Source organism: Nonomuraea sp. B12E4 (assembly GCF_039871825.1).
In the GTDB taxonomy this organism is placed as follows: domain Bacteria; phylum Actinomycetota; class Actinomycetes; order Streptosporangiales; family Streptosporangiaceae; genus Nonomuraea.
The window spans coordinates 68,501-87,721 of record NZ_JBDPME010000020.1; the positions used below are offsets into that span (position 1 = coordinate 68,501).

General features: G+C 71.3%; 19 protein-coding genes and 1 tRNA gene. 6 read left to right on the forward strand and 14 right to left on the reverse strand.

Going from position 1 to position 19,221, the window contains the following annotated elements; all coding sequences use genetic code 11:
* Nucleotides 1–59 precede the first annotated feature (59 nt).
* From ABGB18_RS34215 to ABGB18_RS34230, 4 genes are all read right to left on the reverse strand, one after another.
* Nucleotides 60–704 (reverse strand): GPP34 family phosphoprotein, encoded by a 645-nt coding sequence (locus ABGB18_RS34215; protein WP_347699797.1) that lies wholly within the window; start codon nucleotides 702–704, stop codon nucleotides 60–62.
* Nucleotides 685–969, reverse strand: coding sequence for a hypothetical protein (locus ABGB18_RS34220; RefSeq protein WP_347699898.1), 285 nt, complete (start codon nucleotides 967–969; stop codon nucleotides 685–687). Before ABGB18_RS34220 ends, ABGB18_RS34215 begins: the two co-directional genes overlap by 20 nt.
* The gene (locus ABGB18_RS34225) at nucleotides 969–1,919 is read right to left on the reverse strand and encodes an SPFH domain-containing protein (protein WP_347699798.1); all 951 of its coding nucleotides are present in this window, start codon (nucleotides 1,917–1,919) and stop codon (nucleotides 969–971) included. The genes ABGB18_RS34220 and ABGB18_RS34225 overlap by 1 nt, the downstream gene beginning before the upstream one ends.
* A 252-nt stretch (nucleotides 1,920–2,171) precedes the next feature.
* Entirely contained in the window at nucleotides 2,172–3,017 is an 846-nt protein-coding gene (locus ABGB18_RS34230) for a fused MFS/spermidine synthase (protein WP_347699799.1), read from the reverse strand.
* Between the two features lie 26 nt (nucleotides 3,018–3,043).
* Between ABGB18_RS34230 and ABGB18_RS34235 the strand changes: the two genes are divergently transcribed.
* From ABGB18_RS34235 to lat, 5 genes are all read left to right on the forward strand, one after another.
* The gene (locus ABGB18_RS34235) at nucleotides 3,044–4,576 is read left to right on the forward strand and encodes a penicillin-binding transpeptidase domain-containing protein (protein ID WP_347699800.1); all 1,533 of its coding nucleotides are present in this window, start codon (nucleotides 3,044–3,046) and stop codon (nucleotides 4,574–4,576) included.
* A 144-nt stretch (nucleotides 4,577–4,720) separates the two neighbouring features.
* A complete protein-coding gene (locus ABGB18_RS34240) occupies nucleotides 4,721–5,368 on the forward strand; it encodes a hemolysin III family protein (protein WP_347699801.1) in 648 nt (215 codons plus the stop codon).
* On the forward strand, nucleotides 5,368–5,733 hold the full coding sequence (locus ABGB18_RS34245) for a PPOX class F420-dependent oxidoreductase (RefSeq protein ID WP_347699899.1): 366 nt from the start codon (nucleotides 5,368–5,370) through the stop codon (nucleotides 5,731–5,733). The genes ABGB18_RS34240 and ABGB18_RS34245 overlap by 1 nt, the downstream gene beginning before the upstream one ends.
* A 131-nt stretch (nucleotides 5,734–5,864) precedes the next feature.
* Nucleotides 5,865–6,059: a hypothetical protein gene (locus tag ABGB18_RS34250; RefSeq protein WP_347699802.1), complete on the forward strand. Its 195-nt coding sequence runs from the start codon at nucleotides 5,865–5,867 to the stop codon at nucleotides 6,057–6,059.
* A gap of 35 nt (nucleotides 6,060–6,094) precedes the next feature.
* Nucleotides 6,095–7,363: an L-lysine 6-transaminase gene (gene lat / locus ABGB18_RS34255; RefSeq protein ID WP_347699803.1), complete on the forward strand. Its 1,269-nt coding sequence runs from the start codon at nucleotides 6,095–6,097 to the stop codon at nucleotides 7,361–7,363.
* Nucleotides 7,364–7,367: 4 nt separating this feature from the next.
* Here lat and ABGB18_RS34260 read toward each other — a convergent pair whose 3' ends face one another.
* From ABGB18_RS34260 to ABGB18_RS34300, 9 genes are all read right to left on the reverse strand, one after another.
* A complete protein-coding gene (locus ABGB18_RS34260; RefSeq protein WP_347699804.1) occupies nucleotides 7,368–8,588 on the reverse strand; it encodes an NAD(P)/FAD-dependent oxidoreductase in 1,221 nt (406 codons plus the stop codon).
* Between the two features lie 189 nt (nucleotides 8,589–8,777).
* The gene (locus tag ABGB18_RS34265; protein ID WP_347699805.1) at nucleotides 8,778–9,002 is read right to left on the reverse strand and encodes a helix-turn-helix transcriptional regulator; all 225 of its coding nucleotides are present in this window, start codon (nucleotides 9,000–9,002) and stop codon (nucleotides 8,778–8,780) included.
* Nucleotides 9,003–9,159: 157 nt separating this feature from the next.
* Nucleotides 9,160–9,235: transfer RNA gene (locus ABGB18_RS34270), tRNA-His, on the reverse strand.
* A gap of 66 nt (nucleotides 9,236–9,301) precedes the next feature.
* On the reverse strand, nucleotides 9,302–9,895 hold the full coding sequence (orn, locus tag ABGB18_RS34275) for an oligoribonuclease (protein ID WP_347699806.1): 594 nt from the start codon (nucleotides 9,893–9,895) through the stop codon (nucleotides 9,302–9,304).
* Between the two features lie 68 nt (nucleotides 9,896–9,963).
* Nucleotides 9,964–11,175, reverse strand: coding sequence for a DUF2510 domain-containing protein (locus ABGB18_RS34280; protein ID WP_347699807.1), 1,212 nt, complete (start codon nucleotides 11,173–11,175; stop codon nucleotides 9,964–9,966).
* A gap of 51 nt (nucleotides 11,176–11,226) precedes the next feature.
* Nucleotides 11,227–12,591, reverse strand: coding sequence for a hypothetical protein (locus tag ABGB18_RS34285; protein WP_347699808.1), 1,365 nt, complete (start codon nucleotides 12,589–12,591; stop codon nucleotides 11,227–11,229).
* 22 nt (nucleotides 12,592–12,613) lie between these two features.
* On the reverse strand, nucleotides 12,614–14,314 hold the full coding sequence (locus ABGB18_RS34290; RefSeq protein WP_347699809.1) for a serine/threonine-protein kinase: 1,701 nt from the start codon (nucleotides 14,312–14,314) through the stop codon (nucleotides 12,614–12,616).
* A gap of 104 nt (nucleotides 14,315–14,418) precedes the next feature.
* A complete protein-coding gene (locus tag ABGB18_RS34295) occupies nucleotides 14,419–16,812 on the reverse strand; it encodes a protein kinase (RefSeq protein ID WP_347699810.1) in 2,394 nt (797 codons plus the stop codon).
* A gap of 85 nt (nucleotides 16,813–16,897) precedes the next feature.
* On the reverse strand, nucleotides 16,898–17,536 hold the full coding sequence (locus tag ABGB18_RS34300; protein ID WP_347699811.1) for a pyridoxamine 5'-phosphate oxidase family protein: 639 nt from the start codon (nucleotides 17,534–17,536) through the stop codon (nucleotides 16,898–16,900).
* Between the two features lie 71 nt (nucleotides 17,537–17,607).
* Between ABGB18_RS34300 and ABGB18_RS34305 the strand changes: the two genes are divergently transcribed.
* The gene (locus ABGB18_RS34305; RefSeq protein ID WP_347699812.1) at nucleotides 17,608–19,020 is read left to right on the forward strand and encodes a PLP-dependent aminotransferase family protein; all 1,413 of its coding nucleotides are present in this window, start codon (nucleotides 17,608–17,610) and stop codon (nucleotides 19,018–19,020) included.
* On the opposite strand, the gene ABGB18_RS34310 is transcribed toward ABGB18_RS34305, so the two are convergent.
* Nucleotides 18,992–19,210 carry a hypothetical protein gene (locus ABGB18_RS34310; protein ID WP_347699813.1) on the reverse strand — a complete coding sequence of 73 codons (219 nt, stop codon included), beginning with the start codon at nucleotides 19,208–19,210 and terminating at the stop codon, nucleotides 18,992–18,994. The genes ABGB18_RS34305 and ABGB18_RS34310 overlap by 29 nt on opposite strands.
* Nucleotides 19,211–19,221: the final 11 nt, after the last annotated feature.

Genomic DNA, 19,221 nt, shown 5'->3' on the forward strand with positions numbered 1-19,221 from the left:
GTTCGGCGGGCCACGGCGAGCCCCCGGTGTCGCCGTGGAAGGTCTGGGCTGGGCGGTGGTCAGCCGCCGCCGGCCGTGCCCTGTCGCGCGGCCGCGTCCACGCTCTCGCGCAACGCGGTGGTGATCGGCTCGATGGGCGTGGACAGGGCCGCGATCCGCTCCTTCTGGCGGCGCCGGTCCCCCGTGAGCAGGACCGTCTTGAGCCGGGCCGCCGCGGCCAGGGCAGCCAGGGCGCGGACGTCGGACTCGATGCGGCTGACCGGCCGGCCGCCGCGGATCGCCCGGCCGACGCGATCGGCTAGCCTGCGCGAGACGTACGGCCGGCGGAGCGTGATCCGCTCCACCCGGAACAGCAGGATGCGGCGCTGCTCCACCCTGATCAGCCGGTCGGCCGCCAACGCGTCCCGCACCAGCCGGAACGCGTGCCTGCGATCCATGCGGATCCACCGCTGCCACGCCTTGGGCGGGGAGTTGGCGATCTGCTCCCAGACGGCCGCCCGCAGCGGATCCGGGTCGGCAGGGGCGCTGACGGCCCGCGCCTTCCCCGACTCGTCCGCCAGGTTGCCGCTCATCATGAGCTCGGCGAGTGCCGCCGCCCGCAGGAGATAGCCCAGCTCGCGGCGGTTGACCAGCTTTTCCTTGCGGAGGTCGAACGCCAGCAGGAAGACCGATTTCGTGAGGGACTCACCCCGCTTGGCTCTCATCCGTGTCTCCATCCGCTGTCTCGCCTCCTTCCAGGGCCTCTTCCAAGGCGGTTTCCAGGACTTCCTCTGGGGTCTTTCTCGGCCGCCCGCGGGGGCGTATCTTCCCCACTCCTTCAGGTAGCCGCCCGGCGTCGGAGAGCGCCTTGCGCAACAGGAACTCGATCTGCGAGTTGGTGCTGCGCAGCTCGTCGGACGCCCACTTGGCCAGTGCGTCGTGGACCACCGGGTCGAGCCGCAAGAGGATCTTTTTCCTCTCCACGGTGATTACTGGTAGAGCGTGCCGGTGTTGACCACGGGCTGGGTGTCCCGGTCGCCGACGAGCACCACCAGCAGGTTGCTGACCATGGCAGCCTTGCGCTCCTCGTCCAGATCGACCACGTCGTGCTCGGCGAGCCTCTCCAGGGCCATCTCCACCATGCCGACCGCCCCCTCGACGATCCGCTGGCGGGCCGCCACCACCGCGCCGGCCTGCTGGCGGCGCAGCATCGCGTGGGCGATCTCCGGCGCGTAGGCCAGGTGGATGATGCGCGACTCGATGATCCGCACCCCGGCCGAGGCGACCCGGGCCGCGATCTCCGCCGACAGTTGCTCGTTGATCTCGTCGGCGTTGTCGCGCAGGGACAGCCTGGGCTCGCCGTGCGAGTCGTACGGATAACTGCCCGCGATGTGCCGCACCGCCGTCTCCGCCTGGATGGCGACGAACTCCACGAAGTCGTCCACCTCGAACACCGCCTGCGCCGTGTCCTGCACCTGCCAGACCACCACGGTCGCGATCTGGATCGGGTTGCCGTCGGCCTCGTTGACCTTCGTCACTTCCGTCTCGTGGTTGCGGATCCTGGTGGAGATGCGCCGCCGCACGGTGAACGGGTTGACCCACTGGAAACCCGGCGTGCGCATGGTGCCGACGTAGCGGCCGAGCAGTTGGACGACCCTGGCCTCGCCCGGTGCCACGGCGGTGAGGCCGAAGAACAGCGTCGTGCTGATGATGATCAGCAGGATGGCCGCGATGAGCAGCCACAGACCGCCTTGCCCGGCCCCCCCGGCGAGCATGGCGATGGCGACGATCAGCAGCACCACCCCGGCCAGGTCCAGCACCGACGCTGTCACCAGCATCACGAACCCGTTGGTGGCTCGCATCGGGCGCTCGTTGATGCGTGGCGCGGGCATGTCCACGACGGCGCTCTCAAGGACGACCCCGCCTGATGCTTCCCCCATCTCTGCCTCCTCCTCTATCTGACTTCACCTTGATAGCAAAGTGATATCACTTTTTTGAGAGCGAGGGAAGGGGGTTGTGACCGTGTTCGTGTAGACCAACCGCCGGTGCCCGAGCGCCGCGTAGTTTCCCCACATGGCCGCCAGATTGCGTTCGGTGAGCCGGGTCAGGCGGTGGTGGCCGGCGGCGGGAATCATGCGACCCGTGTCGGTCGCGATATCCGGTCGCCGGAGCGACCGGATATCTCCGGTCGCTCAGCCGAAGACGGCGGGCGGGGGGACCGGGGCGAGGACGGGGTCGCCGTCCTTGATGGGGGACGCGCCGGCGATGAAGTTCGTCAGCGCCTCCCCGTGCACGCACCTCGCCTGTGTCAGGCCGCCGGCCGCGCGCCGGGTGAGCAGGTCGACAGGCAGTTCCGTACGCGAGGCCGCCACGATCAGGTTGCCGAACCGGCGGCCCCGCATGATCCCGGGTTCGGCCAGCAACGCCACATGCCGGAACGTACCGGCCACTGTCGCGAGCAGGCGCTTGGCGAAGGACAGGCCCTTCCCGTCCGCCATGTTGATCAACAGGGTGCCCCCGGGCCGCAGGATCCGGGCGATGTCCCCCATGTATTCGGTGGTCGCCAGCTCCACCGGCATCGTCGCGCCCGTGAACGCGTCCAGCACCACCAGCTCCGCCGACGCGTCCCACACCCTGGCCGTGCCCGCCCGCCCGTCGGCCACGATGACCTTCAACCGGGGCACCGAACGGAGATCGAGCTGCTCGCGTACGAGGTTCACCAGCAGGCCGTCCGGCTCGATCACGATGTGCCGCGAGCCGGGACGGGTGGCCGCGACGTAGCGGGGGATCGTGCAGCCGCCCCCGCCCACGTGGACGCAGCTCAGCGGCCCTTCCTGGAGAAGGTCGATCACGTCCGCCATGAGTCGTACATACTCGAATTCGAGAAATGTCGGGTCTTGTAGATCGACGTACGACTGAGGTACGCCATCCTTGGACAGCATCCAGCCGTCCTGCCTGTCCAGGTCCCGGAGAAGTTCGATCTCCCCGAACGTCACCGGGTACAGGCCAGGCGCCGGTTCCCGCTGTCCTCGTGCCACGCTGATTCCCTCCTGGGAGAAACCGTATGCGACGACGAAGGCTGATTGTGCTCGTTATCGCTGTTGCCGCGGTATTTGGTGCGGGAGCTTTCGCGATCACCGCGTCGAATCGGATCAAGGGGAGTGCCTCTCAGACGGCGGCCGCGTACTTCCAGGCATGGCACGAGGGGGACGTGGCGGCCATGGCGCGCCTGGTGTACCGGCCGCCGGCCGACTTCGTCGTCCTCCACCACGCGCTCACGGACGAACTGCACGTCGAATCCATCCAGCTCACGCCGGGGACGCTGCGGAGCATGGGGGAGGAGGCCGCGGAGGTGCCGTTCGCGGGGGTGCGGCAACTGACCGAGTTCGGGGCGTGGCCGTTCGACGGCACGTTGCGGCTGGGCGTACGGGATCGGGCCTGGAAGGTGTTATGGGCGCCCGAGACGCTGCACCCGCTGCTCAAGGACGGCGGCACGCTGGAACTGGACCAGATCGACGTCACCGCGGCCGAGCTGCTCACCACTGAGGGTGACAAGATCCCGAACGACAGCTACGCCGATGCCTACCTCGACGAGCTCGAACCCGAGTTCGAGCAGGCCAGGAGCGGCTGGGAGCTGGTGTCGAAGGTGCCCGGACAACCGGCGCGGCGGTTGATGACCCGCCGGCCCGAGGCGAACGTCGAGCGCACCACCCTGTCCCGCTCCGTGCAGGCGGCGGCCGCCCGGGCGCTGGACGGGGCCGGCAACTCCGCGATCGTCGCGATCCGCCCGAGCACGGGGGAGATCCTCGCACTGGCCGACCGCCTGGAGGACAACTACAGCGCCGTGCGCGACGTCTTCCCGCCCGGCTCCACGTTCAAGGTGATCACGGCGGCGGCCCTGCTCAGGGCCGGGCTGGACCCGGCGGCGCAGCTCCGGTGCCCGGGGACGTACACCGTCCCGTCCCACCAGCCCTTCCAGAACGACGGCGAGGTGGACCGCGGCGTCGTCAGCTTCACCGACGCGTTCGCCCACTCCTGCAACACGACGTTCATCGAACAGGCCACCACCCTGCTCAGCGTGGACGCGCTGCGCCAGGCGGCGGACGAATGGGGCTTCAGCCGCCCGATCGCCACCGGCATCGGCGGGGTCTGCGGCGACATGCCGGAAACCGACAACGTCGACATGTTCGCGGCGGACGCGATCGGTCAGGGCCAGGTCGTCGCCACGCCGCTGTGCATGGCCTCCGTCGCCGCTGCCGTCCAGAGCGGCGTCTGGCGCTCGCCCCGGCTGCTGTCGAAGGAGCAGGTACGCCGCATCGACGGCATGCCGTTCGAGGACGTCCAGCTCGACGAGGGGATCGTGGCGGCGCTCCGCGACATGATGGCGGCCGTGGTCGACCACGGCACGGCCAGTGACGCGGGGCTGCCGGAGGGCGTGTCGGGCAAGACGGGCACGGCGGAGGTGGAGGGCGAGAGGTCGCACGCGTGGTTCATCGGCTTCCGCGACGACCTGGCCTTCTGCGTGTTCGTCCGGAACGGCGGCTCGGGCCGGGCGGCCGCCGTCCCCGTGGCGGCCCGCTTCCTCAACGGCCTCTGACGGGTGGTGATCTCTGGCGGCGACGGCCTCTGGGTGGGTCACGGCCTCCGGTGGCCGTCGGCTCGGCGGGCGAGCGGTCTTCTGACCTGGGTGGTAGTGGCCCTGTGCCGGTTCCTGACCATAACCTACGGTACCGTAGGTTTCATGACGACCATCACCGTGAAGCCCAGGCTGCGAGGCTGGTTGCACGCCGGGGCGCTGCCCGTGACGCTGGTCGCGGGGTTCGTGCTCGTGGCGCTCGGCCCCACCCTGCAGGCCCGGCTGGCCGCCGCCGTCTACGCGATCACGTCGGCGTCGTTGTTCGGCATCTCGGCCACCTATCACCGCAGCACGCTGGGCCCGCGGCTGGCGGAGTTCCTGCGCAGGTTCGATCACGCCAACATCTATCTGATCATCGCCGGGACCTACACGCCCTTCGCCCTGCTGGCGCTGGAGGGGGTGGCCAGGATCGCGGTGCTGTCGGTGATCTGGGGCGGCGCCCTGGCCGGGGTGCTGTTCCGGGTGTTGTGGATGGGCGCCCCGAGGTGGCTCTACACCGTGCTCTACCTGGCCCTGGGCTGGACGGCGATCTTCGTCGTGCCGCAACTGCTGGAGGGCGCGGGCGTGGCCGCCGTCGTGCTGGTGGCCGTCGGCGGCGTGTTCTACTCGGCGGGCGCGATCGTGTACGGCCTGCGCCGCCCCGACCCCTCACCCCGCTGGTTCGGCTTCCACGAGGTGTTCCACGCGTTCACCATCGCCGCGTACCTGATCCAGTACATCGCGGTGTCGATCGTGGTCTACTCGCACGTGTGATGGATCTCGGCACGCAGCGGTACATCTCGGTGACCACCTACCGCAGGGACGGCACACCGGTGGCGACCCCCGTGTGGGCGGCGCAGGACGGCGACGCGGTGGTCTTCTGGACCGTCGCCGACTCCGGGAAGATCAAGCGGATCAGGAACAACCCCGAGGTCAGCGTGGCCGGGTGTGACTTCAGGGGCAACCTCGGCACCGAGCCGGTCAGAGGGCGGGCCGAGGTGCTGGACGCGGCCGAGACCGAGCGGGTTCGGGAGTTGCTGCGCCGGAAATATGGGCTCATGGGGCGGATCACGATCTTCGGCAGCAAGGTGCGCAGGGGCCGCGACGGGACCGTGGGAGTGCGGATCGTCGGCCTGTGACGTCTTCCGGGACCGCGAGAGTGCGGATCGCCGACTTTTGACCCCGCGCTGGTCTCTTTTCGGGCGCGTCCGGATAGCAGACTGGCATGCGGGAAAACGTACGACCGTGGCGGTCACTCCCCACTTCCGGCGTGGCCGCCATCGTTCCCGGCGCCCTGCTTCTCATCCGGCCCGGCGCGCGGCTGCTCGCCCCGTTCCCGCCGGTCGGCGCATTCGCCGTCCCGCACGGCGTCCGCCATGATCACAACGAGGACAGCACGTTAAGAACTTCGCTCAAGGGGGATGTGTGCCGTAAATTTTTCATATATGTCGGCGTTCCTCCGTAGGAACGTAACACCGACCGACCGAATGTGGAGGCGCCATGGATGTACACACCCGCCTTGCCCGCCATCTGCTCGTCGACGGATACCGGCTCGTGCTCGACCTGGAGCTCAGTCGCGGCTCCTGGCTCGTCGACGCCAGAAACGGCCGCCGATACCTCGACTTCTACACGTTCTTCGCCTCGGCCCCCCTCGGTGTGAACCCACCCTTCGACTCCGACTTCGCCCAACTGCTCGGCCAGGTCGCGCGCAACAAGCCGGCCAACCCCGACACCTACACCGAGCACCTGGCGGACTTCGTCGATACCTTCGTCCGTGTGCTCGGCGACCCGGAGCTCCCTCACCTGTTCTTCGTCGAAGGCGGCGCCCTCGCCGTCGAGAACGCCCTCAAGACGGCTTTCGACTGGAAGAGCCGGCGCAACGAGGCCGCGGGCAGGTCACGCGACCTGGGCACCAAGGTCATGCACCTGACCAGGGCCTTCCACGGCCGCAGCGGCTACACCCTGAGCCTGACCAACACCGAGCCGGCCAAGACCGACCGCTTCCCCAAGTTCGACTGGCCGCGGATCGAGGTGCCCGCGATCCACTTCGGCGACGTCGAGGAGGCCGAGGCACGCGCGCTGGCCCAGGCCAGGGAGGCGTTCGAGGCCGATCCGTACGACATCGCCTGCTTCATCGCCGAGCCCATCCAGGGGGAGGGCGGCGACAACCACATGCGGCCCCAGTTCCTGCAGGCCATGCAGCACCTGTGCCACGAGTACGACGCCCTCTTCATCCTCGACGAGGTCCAGACGGGCGGCGGCACGACCGGCACCCCGTGGGCCTACCAGCAGCTCGGGCTCTCCCCTGACGTGGTGGCGTTCGCCAAGAAGGTCCAGGTGGGCGGGATCATGGCGGGCCGCCGGGTCGACCTGGTGACGGACAACGTGTTCCAGCAGAGCGGCCGCATCAACTCCACGTGGGGCGGCGGCCTGGTGGACATGGTCCGCAGCCGGGGCCTGCTGGAGATCATCGAGCGCGACGACCTGATCGCCCGCGCCGCGACCCTGGGCAACGTGCTGCTCGAACGCCTCAACAAGCTGGAGGCCGAGCGCCCCGAGTCGCTGTCGAACGTCCGCGGCAGGGGCCTGATGTGCGCGTTCGACCTGCCCGACCAGGCCGCCAGGGACGCCCTGGTGACCAGGCTCAGGGAGGAGCAGGGGGTGCTGGTGCTGCCCTGCGGGCCCCGCTCCGTACGCCTGCGCCCCGCCCTGAACATCCCGGACCCCGACCTGGACCACGGTCTGGCGGCCTTGTCCGCGGCCCTCTGAGGGGCTACTGGGAGACGCTGGTGGCGCTGCGGCGCGGCCCGGCGTACCGCCAGAAGAAGTTGAGCAGCACGCTGGCCCGGTTGCGGCCGCCCAGCAGGTAGGACACGTGGATGAAGATCCACACCAGCCAGGCGGGGAGGCCGTGCACGGTCAGCCCCTTGGGTAGCTGCAACACGGCCTCGGCCTTGCCCACGGTGGCCATGATGCCCGGATCGTCGTACGAGAACGGCCGCACCGGCCTGCCCTGCGCGGCCGCGGCGATCTGCCTGCCCACGTGCTCGCCCATCTGGATCGCGGGCTGGGCGAGCTGCGGCTGCGGCGAGGGCGGCCCCGACAGGTCGCCCGCCACGAAGATCTCCGGATGGCCCGGCACGTTCAGCGCATCCGTGAGCGTGATCCGGCCGCCCCTGCCCTGCGGCAGGCCCCAGTCGGAGACCTGCTTGGGCGCCGTCACGCCGAGCGCCCACACGGTCAGGTCGCTCGGCAGCCGCGTGCCGTCCGCCAGCACCACCGCGTCCGGCTCCACCGCCGCCACCGTGGACCCCAGCCGCAGCTTCACCCCTCTCTTGCGCAGCGCCGCGGCCGCCGCGTCCCGCAACCGGGGCTTGTACGGCGCCAGCACGTAGTCGAACCGCTCCACCAGCGTCACGCTGGTCTGGCCCGGCTTGATCTCCGGATGCGTCAGCGGCAGCGTGCGCCGCCGCAACTCGGCCAGCGTGCCCGCCATCTCCACCCCCGTCGCGCCCGCGCCCACCACCACGACGTGCGTGCTCTCGCGCCGGCCGAGCGCCGTGTCCTCCAGCCGCTGCCCCAGCCGGTCGCGCATCGCCGTCGCGTCCCGGAGCGAGTAGATCGGCAGCGCGTTGTCCCGCGCCCCCTCGACGCCGAGCCAGTTGGTGGTCACGCCCGTGGCCAGCACGAGGTAGTCGTAGTCCAGGCCGCTCCCGTCCTCGAACTCCACCCGCCGCTCCCCGGGCAGCACCTTGCTCAGGCCGGCCCGGCGCGTCCGTACGTTGGGCCATCTGGCGGCGAAGGTGCGGATCGGATAGGACACGTCCGAGGTGCCCATACCGGCGGTGGCGACCTGGTAGAGCAGGGGCTGGAAGGTCGCGTACGCGTTGCGGTCGACCAGCGTCACCAGCGCCCCCGCCCGCGCGAGCACCTTGGTGGCGGCCAGGCCCGCGAACCCCGCACCCACGACCACGACCCGAGCTCTCTGCACCATGATGCGGTCCTTTCCATGAACGCCTTCATGGATACCTATGGCACCGTCACCCTCTCATAAACCGCATCAGGGAACCTGCTACGGGATCACACGGGATGAAACGGGCCGGAGGACCGTCCCCCGGGCACGCGTGCGGCCCGTTCCGCCGTCCCCCGTGGCGGAGCGGCCGGCTGAGTGGACCGGGGAAGGTTATTCCTGGCGGGACAGCCACAGGCCGATGGCGGTGACCCGGGAGTCCACGCCCAGCTTGGCATAGATGCGGTTGACGTGGTTCTTGACGGTCTTCTCACTGAGGAACAGCCGTTGCGCGATCTGGCCGTTGGACTGGCCCGTGGCGATCAGGTCCATGACCTCGGCCTCGCGTTTGCTCAGGGACGTGAACACGCTCTCGAACGCTGCGTCGTCGACTCTCATCCGGCCTCCGGGGGCGTGCAGTCGGACAGATTGCCGATAGCCCCCGTGCTTCCGGCGTTAGCGGTAGACAGCGAGCATAACTCGCATTGTCACGATTTGGGGCCGTTGTTGGGAGAAAACGGCGACGGCCGACCCCGAAGGATCGGCCGTCACGCACTGGGGTGAGTGAAGGGACTTGAACCCTCGACATCCAGGACCACAACCTGGCGCTCTGCCAACTGAGCTACACCCACCACGGCCACCCCGCAGGGTGGCACAGGAAAAGTGTAGCGGGCATCGGGACCCTTTACGCCACCCGATTACCCGCTGACACGCTCCGCCAGCGATCTGGCGGTGGCCGAATCGGGCCCGGGCTGCTCCACGAAGATGGCCGCGCGGTAGTAGCGCAGCTCCCTGATGCTCTCCGTGATGTCGGCCAGAGCCCTGTGCCCGCCCTGCTTTTCGGGCGCGGCGAAGTAGACCCGGGGATACCAGCGGCGGACCAGCTCCTTGATCGACGAGACGTCGATCATCCGATAATGCAGATAGGCATCCACCCCGGGCATGTCGCGCGCGAGGAACGTGCGGTCGGTGCCGATCGAGTTGCCGCACAGCGGCGCCTTCTTCGGCTCGGAGACATGCCGGCGGATGTAGTCGAGCACGAGCGACTCGGCCTCCGCCAGCGTCACCCCGCCCGCCAGCTCGGGCAGCAGTCCCGAGGCGGTGTGCATCTCACGAACGACCTGCGACATCTGCTCCAGCGACTCCGGGGGCGGCTTGATGACCACGTCCACGCCCTCGTCCAGTTGATTGAGCTCGCTGTCGGTGATGACGCACGCCACTTCGACGAGCGCGTCACGACCAAGGTCGAGCCCAGTCATCTCGCAGTCGATCCAGACCAGCAAGTCACTCATTCGATCTCCTCGCCCAGCGGCTCGGAGCAATCCGCCCGCTTGTTACCCCACCAGCCTAGTGCCACTGGTTACGCGGGCTTGAGCGAGCCGAGAACCTTACCGACCACATCGGTGCCCAGATTGTCGGGCACGGAGGCGTAAACGATGGCCGGAGTCTCACCCTCGCCGCGGTCCATGAGAACGATCGCGCCGTTCTCCTTCTTCCACTTGTAGCCCTTCTCCTCCGAGACCTTGCTGAAGTCGAGCTCGAACCGCAGCACCCACGCGTCGCGGTCGCCGATCTTCATGGCCTTGTCCTCGACGACCTTGCTCTCGTGGGCGAGCTGGTAGTACTTCGTGGAGAAGTCCACGAAGACGGCCTTCGCGGTGTCGCCGAGACCCGAGGTGCCGGTATAGGGATAGAGCTCGTTGAGCAGGCCCACGTAGACGTTGCCGATCCAGTCGGACTCGCCTTCGTAGTTGTCCTGCGAGACGGCCTGCACCCCGCTCGTCCACGCCTGCTGGGTCGGGTCGGGGCCGTTGAGCTCGTTGACGGGCGGCACCTTCCAGCTGTCCGGCACCTGGAAGGAGAGGCCGCTGCGCGCGTCGGTGATGACGCCGTCGGCCGGCTGCGGCAGCTCGGCCGGGCCCTGCCGCGTCGGCGGCTCGTTGGACGGCGGCTCGTTGCCGGGCGGCTGCTCCGGCTCGAACGTGTCGACCGGTGGTGCCGCGCTCTCCGTGCTGGTCGGCCTGATGAAGAAGATCCCGGCCACCGCGATCAGCGCGACCACCACCAGCGCCGCCAGCCCGCCGAACACCCACGGCAGCGGATTGCCCTGCCGCGGTGGCGGCGGCGCGTATCCGCCCCCGCCGCCCCACTGCTGGGTGGGCGCCGAGACCTGGCCGTAGGCCGACTGTCCGGCCGGGGGCCGGCCGTAGGGCGACTGGCCGGGTGAGGGCTGGCCGTAGGCGGACTGGCCATAGGCCGGCTGGCCGAACTGGAGTGTGGGGTTCGCCGGCGTCGCCGACCAGTCCGGGCCCGGCTGCGACTGCCCCGGCGGCTCCGGCTGCGGCTGGATCTGGGTCTGGATCTGGGGCTGCGACGGGGGCTGCGGCTGCTGCCACCCCTCGCGGGCGTCAGCGCGTTGCTGCTGCTGGGGCCCGGAGGTCGGCTGCCGGGGCTGCCCTGGCCCCTGCTCCTGCGCGTGGGTGGCGTCGGTCCACTGGTCGCCATCCCACCAGCGGAGCTGGGGCTCTCCGTAGGGGTCCGGATACCACCCTGCGGGGGTGTGCGTGGTCATGTTCGCCAGATTAGTAAGAACTGCTTGGATATGCATGGCCAGAAGGAGGCCTCAACACTTGTACGTGAAGGTCGCCTTGTCCGTCAGCACTGGCCCCGGAGTCAGGATCCGCAGCGTGGCCGTGGCTTTGACGTTGCTCTTTCCTTGCAACGTCCATCGCAGCGGCACGGTGTAGGAGGTTTTGCCGGAGCTTGTAAGCAATTTTCCCTTGACGAAATCTTTGTCGAGATTCTTGCGCCATTCATAGGTGATCTCCCCAGGCGCCCCGTTGGTCACGACCGTACCTGTGACCAGTACGGCGCTGCCGCACCTCTGGGTCTTCTTCGGCGCCATCACGTTGATCGACTTGACCACGAGATCCGGCACGTTCCCCAGCTTGATCCAGGCCACCACCGCCCCCGCCATGATCACCGCGAAGACGGCCGTGGCCAGGATCGTGCGCCGCCGGCGGGCCCGCCCGGTCCGGCTCGTCCTGGTGCCGGGGCGGCGCTTGGTGGCGGCCTCGTCGCGCCCGGCCCGCCAGATCCGCTCGGCCGTCGTCTCCGGCCGCTGCGGCTGCGTGCCGGTGGTCGCGACCCCCGGCCCGAACCGGGCCCTCCCCGCCGACCGGCCGGGAGGGTGCAGCAGCGTGACGATGTCACCCTCGTCCTTGGGCAGGACCGGAGCCTGCGCGTACGCGGGCGCCCGCGCGAACGCCGACCTGCTCCGCGCCGCCTGGGCCAGCCCGTCCCTGATGATCAGGCCGTCCGGCAGCACCGAACGCTCGTTGACGAGCAGGTCGCGGGCGACGGCCAGGCCCAGGGTGGCGGCGGTCGCCGCGGCGCGCTCGAACAGGTCGGCGGCCCGCGGCGCGCTCTGCGCGAAGGGCGCGGCCAGCCCCCGGGCCAGCGAGGCCCACCCGGCCGCGTCCCGCTCGGGCGGCGAGGCCAGGCCGCGGATGGCGTCCGACAGGCCGCGTTCCGACAGCAGCGCGGCGCCCTCCGCGCTGATCACCACGGTGCCCGCGTGCAGTGAGCCGTGCGTGACCCCGGCGGCGTGCAGCGCCGCGAGCGTCTGGGCGGTCTCCACCAGCACGGCCGCCGCGCCGCCCGGGTCGATCGGCCCGGCGGTGAGCAGGTCGGCCAGGGTGGGGCTGACCGCCTGCCCGGTGAGCAGCCACACCTGGCTGCCCGCCGCGACCACGTCCGCCACGGGGATGAGGCCGGTCAGCCCGCCCAGCACCAGCCGCTGGTCGGTCATGACCGCCTGCACCACGCGCTCGCGCACGCCGGGCACGCTGATGATCTTCGGATCGAACAGCAGCGCGCCCGCCCTGCGGCCGTCGGGTGAGATGGCGTCGATCCAGTTGCCGAGTTCGGTCATCCAGGTGTGCTCGGTGAGCCGGAATCCGGCAATGTCGTTTCCAGGGTTGCCCATCGCCGTTGCCCCCCGGCGCGATCTAGCGCTTCCGTCTGCGGCGTCCCGCCATGCGGCGCCTCACCGCAAGTGTGACCGGAAGCGCGCCCGACGTCACCAGTCCGAGTGCGATCAACGCGGCCGGCTCCGGGCCCCAGCCGTCCTGCCACTGCTGGGCCGCCGGCTCGACCGCGCGGGTCTGCCCGCCGCGCTGATCCGTCGGCTTGGGGCCTTCGCTGCCGCCGGGGCTCTCGCTGCCGCCGGGCTCCTCGGTGGGGCCCTGCGTCGGCTCGGTCGGCCGGGTCGGCGGGGTGCTCGGGATCTGGGTGGAGGGCGCGGGCGCGGGCGTCGTGCGGGTCGGCCGGGCGTTCTCCCACTCGTCCACCCCGCCGGAGAGTCGCGGCCGGGTCGAATCGGTCGGTGTCGTGGCGGGCGTCGTGGCGGGTGTCGTGGCGGGCGCCCTCGTCCTGGGCGCTCTGACCCGGGTCGGCGTGGGCCTGGGGGCACGTGTCCGGGCGGGCCGGGCGTTCCTCGGCTGGGCGGGCGGCGGTTCGGCGCTGTCCGTGGCCGTGGGCGTGGGCGTCGGCGTGGGCGTCGGCGTGACCTCCTCCAGGGTGGGTGGCGGCTCCTCCGTCTCCACCGGGTTCAGGCTGGTGGCCGGCGTCGTGGACGGCGTGATCCGGCCGGACTGCGCCTGCAGCCGCGGCTCCTCGGCGGAGGCGTTCGCGATGACCACGGCCGCCACCACCAGCGCGCCCACGGCGGTCGCCGCGACGGCGATCTTGGCGGGCAGCTTGCCGAGCAGCCGGGACGGGCTCGGGAAGCGGGTCTCGGCGAGCGAGGTCGCGGACCGGGAGGGCTCGTCGAGGGCGGTCGGGAAGAGAACGGCCAGCACGCCCGCCAGGGCGGCCAGGCGGCGGCGCCCGCGCTCCTCCCAGTCGGAGCCGTACCCCTCCGCCGCGACCGCCTCCAGCTCCGTCAGGAACGCCTCCGCCGACGGCGGCCGCTCGGCCGGGTCCTTGGCCAGGCCGCGCTCGATCAGGCCGCGCAGCGGAACGGGCACCTCCTCCACCGGAGGCGCCGCGCTCTGGTGCTGGTGGGCCAGCGCGGCGATGTTGGCCGCGCGGTAGGGACGGGAGCCGGTCAGGCACTCGAAGAACACGACGGTGGCCGCGTAGACGTCTGTGGCGGGCCCGGGGGCCCCGCCCGACCACTGCTCGGGCGCCATGTACGGCGGCGTGCCCGCGGCGCTCGCCCCCTCGCCCACCCTGACCGCGATGCCGAAGTCCACCAGCTTGCTGGTGCCGTCGCCCTGGACCATGACGTTCTCGGGCTTGAAGTCGCGGTGCACGATCCCGATCGCGTGGGCCGAGGCCAGACCCTGCAGCGAGCCCTTCAGCACGACCAGGGCCGCCTCAGGGCCGGTGGGTCCCTCGGAGCGCAGGAGCTCGCGCAGCGAGATCCCTTCGATCAGCTCCATGATGATCGCCGCGCCCAGGCCGTTCTCGACATAGTCGAGCAGCCGGGCGTGGTGCACGCTCTGCACGGTCGCGAGCAGCCGGGCCTCGTGCCGGAACCGGGCGACAAAGCCCATGTCGGACCTCAGCTCGTCGCTGAGGTACTTGATCGCGACCTCGACACCGTCGTAGTCGCGCCTGGCCAGCACCACGCGCCCGGCAGCTCCCGTGCCGAGCTCCCGGATCGCGGTGTAGCCAGGGACCCCCCACTGCCCATCACCGTACATGCGGACTCCTGGAGTTATATGGGCCCCCACCCTCATCAACCGGTCCGTAGCTTAACCAGAGGGAACCGCTTTCCCGCTACTCAAATCCTGATAAGGGGAAATTGTCATTCGATGGTGCCCGGCGACTCCGGTCTGGGGGTCTTCTCCGACTGCTCCGGCTCGGGCTCCGGGTCCGGCTCCGGGTCCTTGGGGCATTCCGACGTGCTGCCGCTCGCGCTGTCGCTCCCGCCGGCCGCCGCCGGGGCGGTGGCCGCCGTCACGACCCACCTCGTGCCACAGGGCGGTTTGACCGACCCGCTCACGCTGGAGGTGTACGACGTGCGGCCGGACAGGGTGACCGTCTCGGTACGGCTCCCCTCGCCCGCCGAGAACCGCACGATGAGCCGTACCGGCTGGGTGTTGGACGTGGTCACGGACACGGTCGCGTACAGCCCGCCCTCGCCGGGACCGGCCCGGACGATCCGCACCTGCCGCACCGCCGGCGGGCAGGGCACCGAGGCCCGTGCGGTGGCCGTCCGGCCGCCCGCGCTCACCGTCACCGACAGCGTCGAGCCGCAGGGGCGGGATCTGAAGGTGTAAGTGAACGGCCTGGTGTAGGAGGTCCGCCCCGACAGGGTCGCGGTGCGGGTGGCCACGGACTCGCCGTCGACCGCGAACCGGGCCTCGACGGGGATCGCCGCGGTGCCGCTCGCCGTCACCATGACCCGGGCGGTCGCCGTACGGGCGGGCGCGGCGGGCAGGTTGAGGCGCACGCGCAGCCCGGTCACCCGGGTCGGGCAGGGCGGCACGGACACGGAGGCCGATCGGGCGCCGCCGGGCGCGGCCGGGGTGGTGGTGACGGACAGCGTGACCGTGCTGCCGCACGGGCGCTCGCCGATGGCCCAGGTGAGCTCGCGGGTGTAGGACCGGGCGCCGCTCAGGCGTACCCGCTGGACGCGGCCGTCGGTGCCGGGAGCGCTCCAGGTGGCGGTGGCGGTGACGGCGGCGGTGCCGCTGGTGCTGAGGGTGACCGTGGCGGCGGCGTCCCCGTCGGCGTCGACCGCGAGGCCGCCCACGCGCACCCCGAGCACCGAGGTCGGCGGTGACGGCGGGTCGTCGGGGGGTTCGGTGGAGGCCCCGGGCGGGTCCGTGGACGCCTCGGTGGGCGGGTCAGCCGGGTCCTCGGTGCCGGTGGGCGTCGTCTTCGGATCGGCCTTCTTCGTGGCCTTGGGGGGCCGCACCGGGTCGGTGTCGTCCGCCGGGGGCGAGTCGGGGTCGTCCCCGGGTACGGCCGCCTCGGGCGAGTCCTGCGGCGTGGCCTCGGGCGAGTCCTGCGGCCCGGCCTCGGGTAATCCCTCGGAGGAGGTGGGCTCCGGCTCGGAGGTGTCCGGAGGGCCCGCGGCCGGGTCGGTCACCACCTCGCTCGGCGGCACGGCAGCCGCCGCGCCGATCGGCTCCGCGGGCGGCGGCTGGCGGTTGGCCAGCAGCACCGCCACCGTGATGCCCACCGCCGCGACCGTGGCGGCGGCCGCGGAGACCCGGGCCGCGTTCGAGCGCAGGCGACGGAACGCCTTCACCCGGGCCGCGCCCGACCGCAGGCCGCGGAACACCGTCCTGGCCAGCGAGGTGCCGGTCTCGGGCAACGGGGTCTGGGGGCTCGGCAGCAGCAGCGCGAGCAGGCCGACGAGCACGACCAGCCGCCGCCTGCCGCGCTCCTCCCAGTCCTCCCCGTACGCCGCCCTGGCCGTGCTCTCCAGCTCCTCGACGAACTCCAGCGCGCTCGCCGGCCGGCGCACCGGGTCCTTGGCCAGCCCGCGCCGGATCAGCCCGCGCACCGGCTCCGGCGCGTCGTGGAAGGGCACGGGGGCGTGCACGTGCTGGTAACCCAGCACGCTCGGCTCCGTCGAGCGGTAGGGCCGGTGCCCGGTCAGGCACTCGAAGAAGACCGCGGTGGCCGCGTACACGTCCGTGGCGGGCGAGGGGGGCAGCGCCTCCCAGAGCTCGGGCGCCATGTAGGGAGGCGTGCCCTCCACGTGGGCGAGCGTCGTGCCCTGGGGGACGGCGATGCCGAAGTCGACGAGCTTGCTCACCCCGTCGTTCCTGACGATCACGTTCTCCGGCTTGTAGTCCCGGTGCACCAGGCCGTGCGCGTGCGCCTGGGCCAGGCCGAGCAAGGAGCCCTTCAGCACGGCCAGGGCCGCCTCCGGCTCGGTCGCGCCGTGCTCGCGTATCAGGGCGCGTAACGCGACGCCGTTGACCAGCTCCATCACGATGGCCGCGCCATCGTCGTCCTGCACGTACTCCCACAGTGTGGCGATGTTCGGATCGCGCAGTGTGGTCAGCAGCCGCGCCTCGGCCCGGAACCTGGCCAGCGCGGCCGGATCCCGACGCAGACGCTCGGACAGGTACTTGATCGCGACCTCGACGCCCGTCTCATCATGGACGGCCAGTACCACCCGTCCGCTGGCGCCCGCCCCGAGCTGCTTGATCTCCGTGTAACCGGGAACGCTCCACTCCATTGCCCTCTCCCATCAGGGGCCGGCCCACCTGATGAGACGTACGATCAAGGAGGCGAGTTGGCCAGGTGGTTCCGGATTTATGGAACTACTCCCGACGGAGGATGTGAACCGGCGTGCCGATACCCTCTGGGAGCACCGAATCAGGTTCGGGTTCGCCCCATGACGTGACCAGCGGAAGCACCCCTGCCCACACCGGCGACTCGTAGTCCTCCGGCTCGTCCTTCGGCCCGCCGCGCCGGATCTTGACCGACGCCTCCGCCAGCGACAGCGCCAGCACGGCCGTGGCGGCCAGCTCCTTGCGCGAGGGCCGGCGGACGTAGTCCCACTGGCCCGGAGCCAGTTGCTCCGCCAGGGCCCGCAGCCCCTCCATGCGCTCCTCGGGGTCCGTCACCAGCCGGAGCCGCCCGTAGATGATCGCCGAGCGGTAGTTGACGGAGTGGTGGAAGATCGAGCGGGCCAGGACGACGCCGTCCAGGTGCGTGACCGTGACGCACACCTCGCTGCCGTCCCCGGCGCGCAGCGACGAGGCCCCGGTGGAGCCGTGCAGGTAGAGGGTCTCGCCGATACGCCCGTAGCCGGTGGGCACCACCATGGGGTGTCCGTTCGCCAGCACGCCCAGGTGGCAGACCAGTCCGCTGTCGAGCACCTCGTAGAGATCGTTCCGGTCGGTGCTGCCGCGCTGCTTCTCGCGGCCGAGGGTGGTGCGCGGTGTGGAAGAGAGCATGATTCGACCGTAACGACGAAGTGGACCTATGCTGTAGGGCCACTATCGAGCCCTTCGTAGAGACCACTTACGTGCGTACCCAGGTTGACCTGCCCATATCGCTGCAGCGGGGCTCGGACGCGCCGCTCACCGCGCAGCTCGCGGACTGGCTGCGGCGCGCCATGCTGGACGGCACGCTGGCCCCGGGCGAGCGGCTGCCGTCCTCGCGGGCACTGGCGGCCCAGCTCGCGGTGAGCAGGACCGTGGTCACGGAGGCCTACCAGCAGCTCTACGCGGAGGGGTGGCTGGACGGGCGGCACGGCTCGGGGACGTTCGTGGCCGACATCATCGCCGACAGGGAGGCGCCCAGCCCGCCCCGCGAGAGCTCCCACGTCCCGGCCCCGACGCCGCCTCCGGCCGAGTGGATCGATCTCACGCCGGGCCGGCCCTGGGTGCGGGACTACGACCGGGCGGCCTGGAAGCGGGCCTGGCGCCGGGCCGCCGACCTGCCGCCCGGAGACGCGCCCGACCCGTACGGCCTGCCGCACCTCAGGGAGCTGCTGGCCGACCACCTCAGGCGGGCCAGGGGCATGGCCGTCGGCCCGGAGAACATCCTGGTCACCAGGGGCACCGGCAACGGGCTCGACCTGTGCGCGATGGCCCTGCTCGGCGCCGGCCGCCGGGCCGGGGTGGAGGACCCGGGCTACCACGCGGCGCGCACGGTGTTCGCGGCCAGGGGCGCCGAGGTCGTGCCGTGCCCGGTGGACGAGGACGGCGTGATCGTGGACGGGCTGCCCCGCGATCTGCGGGTGCTCTACACCACGCCCGCCCACCAGTATCCGCTGGGCGGGCGGCTGCCGATCCCGCGCAGGGAGCGGCTGCTGGCCTGGGCCAGGAGCACCGGCGCGACGATCGTGGAGGACGACTACGACGCCGAGTTCCGCTACGACGTCGCGCCGCTGCCCGCCCTCTACGGCCTTGATCCGTCGCGGGTGGTGCTGCTGGGCACGCTGTCCAAGACCCTCGCGCCCGACGTGGGCGTGGGCTGGCTGGTGGGCGAGGCCGGGCTGGTGAGCAGGGTCGCCGCGCTGCGCCGCGCCGTGGGCGACCGCACCTCCGGCCCCGTGCAGCAGGCCGTGGCCACCCTCCTGGAGCGCGGCGACCTCGACCGGCACCTGCGCAGGATGCGCCTGGAATACGCGCGCCGCCGCACCGCCGTGGTGGAGCTGCTCGGGCCCGTCTGCCGCCTGCGCGGCGACACGGCCGGGCTGCACATGCTCGCCGAGCTGCCTCCGGACGTGGTGCCCGGCCTGATCGAGCGGGCCAGGGAGCGCGGCGTGCTGCTCGACTCCGTGGAGCGCCACCACCACGGCCGCGAGCGCCTGCACGGCCTGGTGATCGGGTACGGCTCCGCCTCGCTCAACGACGTCCGCCGTGGCTGCCGGATCCTGGCCGGTCTGATCCTGGATACCGAGCTCAGGGCGGGCTCTGCGTCGGGGGCTTGAGGCGGCGCAGGACGGGCAGGGCGCGGGCGAGGGCGAGCGCGGGGCGCACGAGGCCGAGCTTGAGCGCCGCCTGGCGGGCCATCGAAGTGGCCACGCTGACCACGTCGGCCCGCGGTGAGGCGGGGATGAGCAGGGCGTCGCGGGCGGTGGTGAGGGCCCGCAGGTCGGACTCGTGCTCGACGGCCAGCACGTAGTGCCAGG

Excerpts from the sequence above, each read along its gene's own strand:
- ABGB18_RS34295 (WP_347699810.1), bottom strand. The coding sequence starts at position 16,812 with ATGGAGTGGAGCGTTCCCGGTTACACGGAGATCAAGCAGCTCGGGGCG.
- ABGB18_RS34300 (WP_347699811.1), bottom strand. The coding sequence starts at position 17,536 with ATGCTCTCTTCCACACCGCGCACCACCCTCGGCCGCGAGAAGCAGCGC.
- ABGB18_RS34245 (WP_347699899.1), top strand. The coding sequence starts at position 5,368 with ATGGATCTCGGCACGCAGCGGTACATCTCGGTGACCACCTACCGCAGG.
- ABGB18_RS34285 (WP_347699808.1), bottom strand. The coding sequence starts at position 12,591 with ATGGGCAACCCTGGAAACGACATTGCCGGATTCCGGCTCACCGAGCAC.
- ABGB18_RS34235 (WP_347699800.1), top strand. The coding sequence starts at position 3,044 with ATGCGACGACGAAGGCTGATTGTGCTCGTTATCGCTGTTGCCGCGGTA.
- lat (WP_347699803.1), top strand. The coding sequence starts at position 6,095 with ATGGATGTACACACCCGCCTTGCCCGCCATCTGCTCGTCGACGGATAC.
- ABGB18_RS34215 (WP_347699797.1), bottom strand. The coding sequence starts at position 704 with ATGAGAGCCAAGCGGGGTGAGTCCCTCACGAAATCGGTCTTCCTGCTG.
- ABGB18_RS34290 (WP_347699809.1), bottom strand. The coding sequence starts at position 14,314 with ATGTACGGTGATGGGCAGTGGGGGGTCCCTGGCTACACCGCGATCCGG.
- ABGB18_RS34280 (WP_347699807.1), bottom strand. The coding sequence starts at position 11,175 with ATGACCACGCACACCCCCGCAGGGTGGTATCCGGACCCCTACGGAGAG.
- orn (WP_347699806.1), bottom strand. The coding sequence starts at position 9,895 with ATGAGTGACTTGCTGGTCTGGATCGACTGCGAGATGACTGGGCTCGAC.
- ABGB18_RS34240 (WP_347699801.1), top strand. The coding sequence starts at position 4,721 with ATGACGACCATCACCGTGAAGCCCAGGCTGCGAGGCTGGTTGCACGCC.
- ABGB18_RS34260 (WP_347699804.1), bottom strand. The coding sequence starts at position 8,588 with ATGGTGCAGAGAGCTCGGGTCGTGGTCGTGGGTGCGGGGTTCGCGGGC.
- ABGB18_RS34265 (WP_347699805.1), bottom strand. The coding sequence starts at position 9,002 with ATGAGAGTCGACGACGCAGCGTTCGAGAGCGTGTTCACGTCCCTGAGC.
- ABGB18_RS34225 (WP_347699798.1), bottom strand. The coding sequence starts at position 1,919 with ATGGGGGAAGCATCAGGCGGGGTCGTCCTTGAGAGCGCCGTCGTGGAC.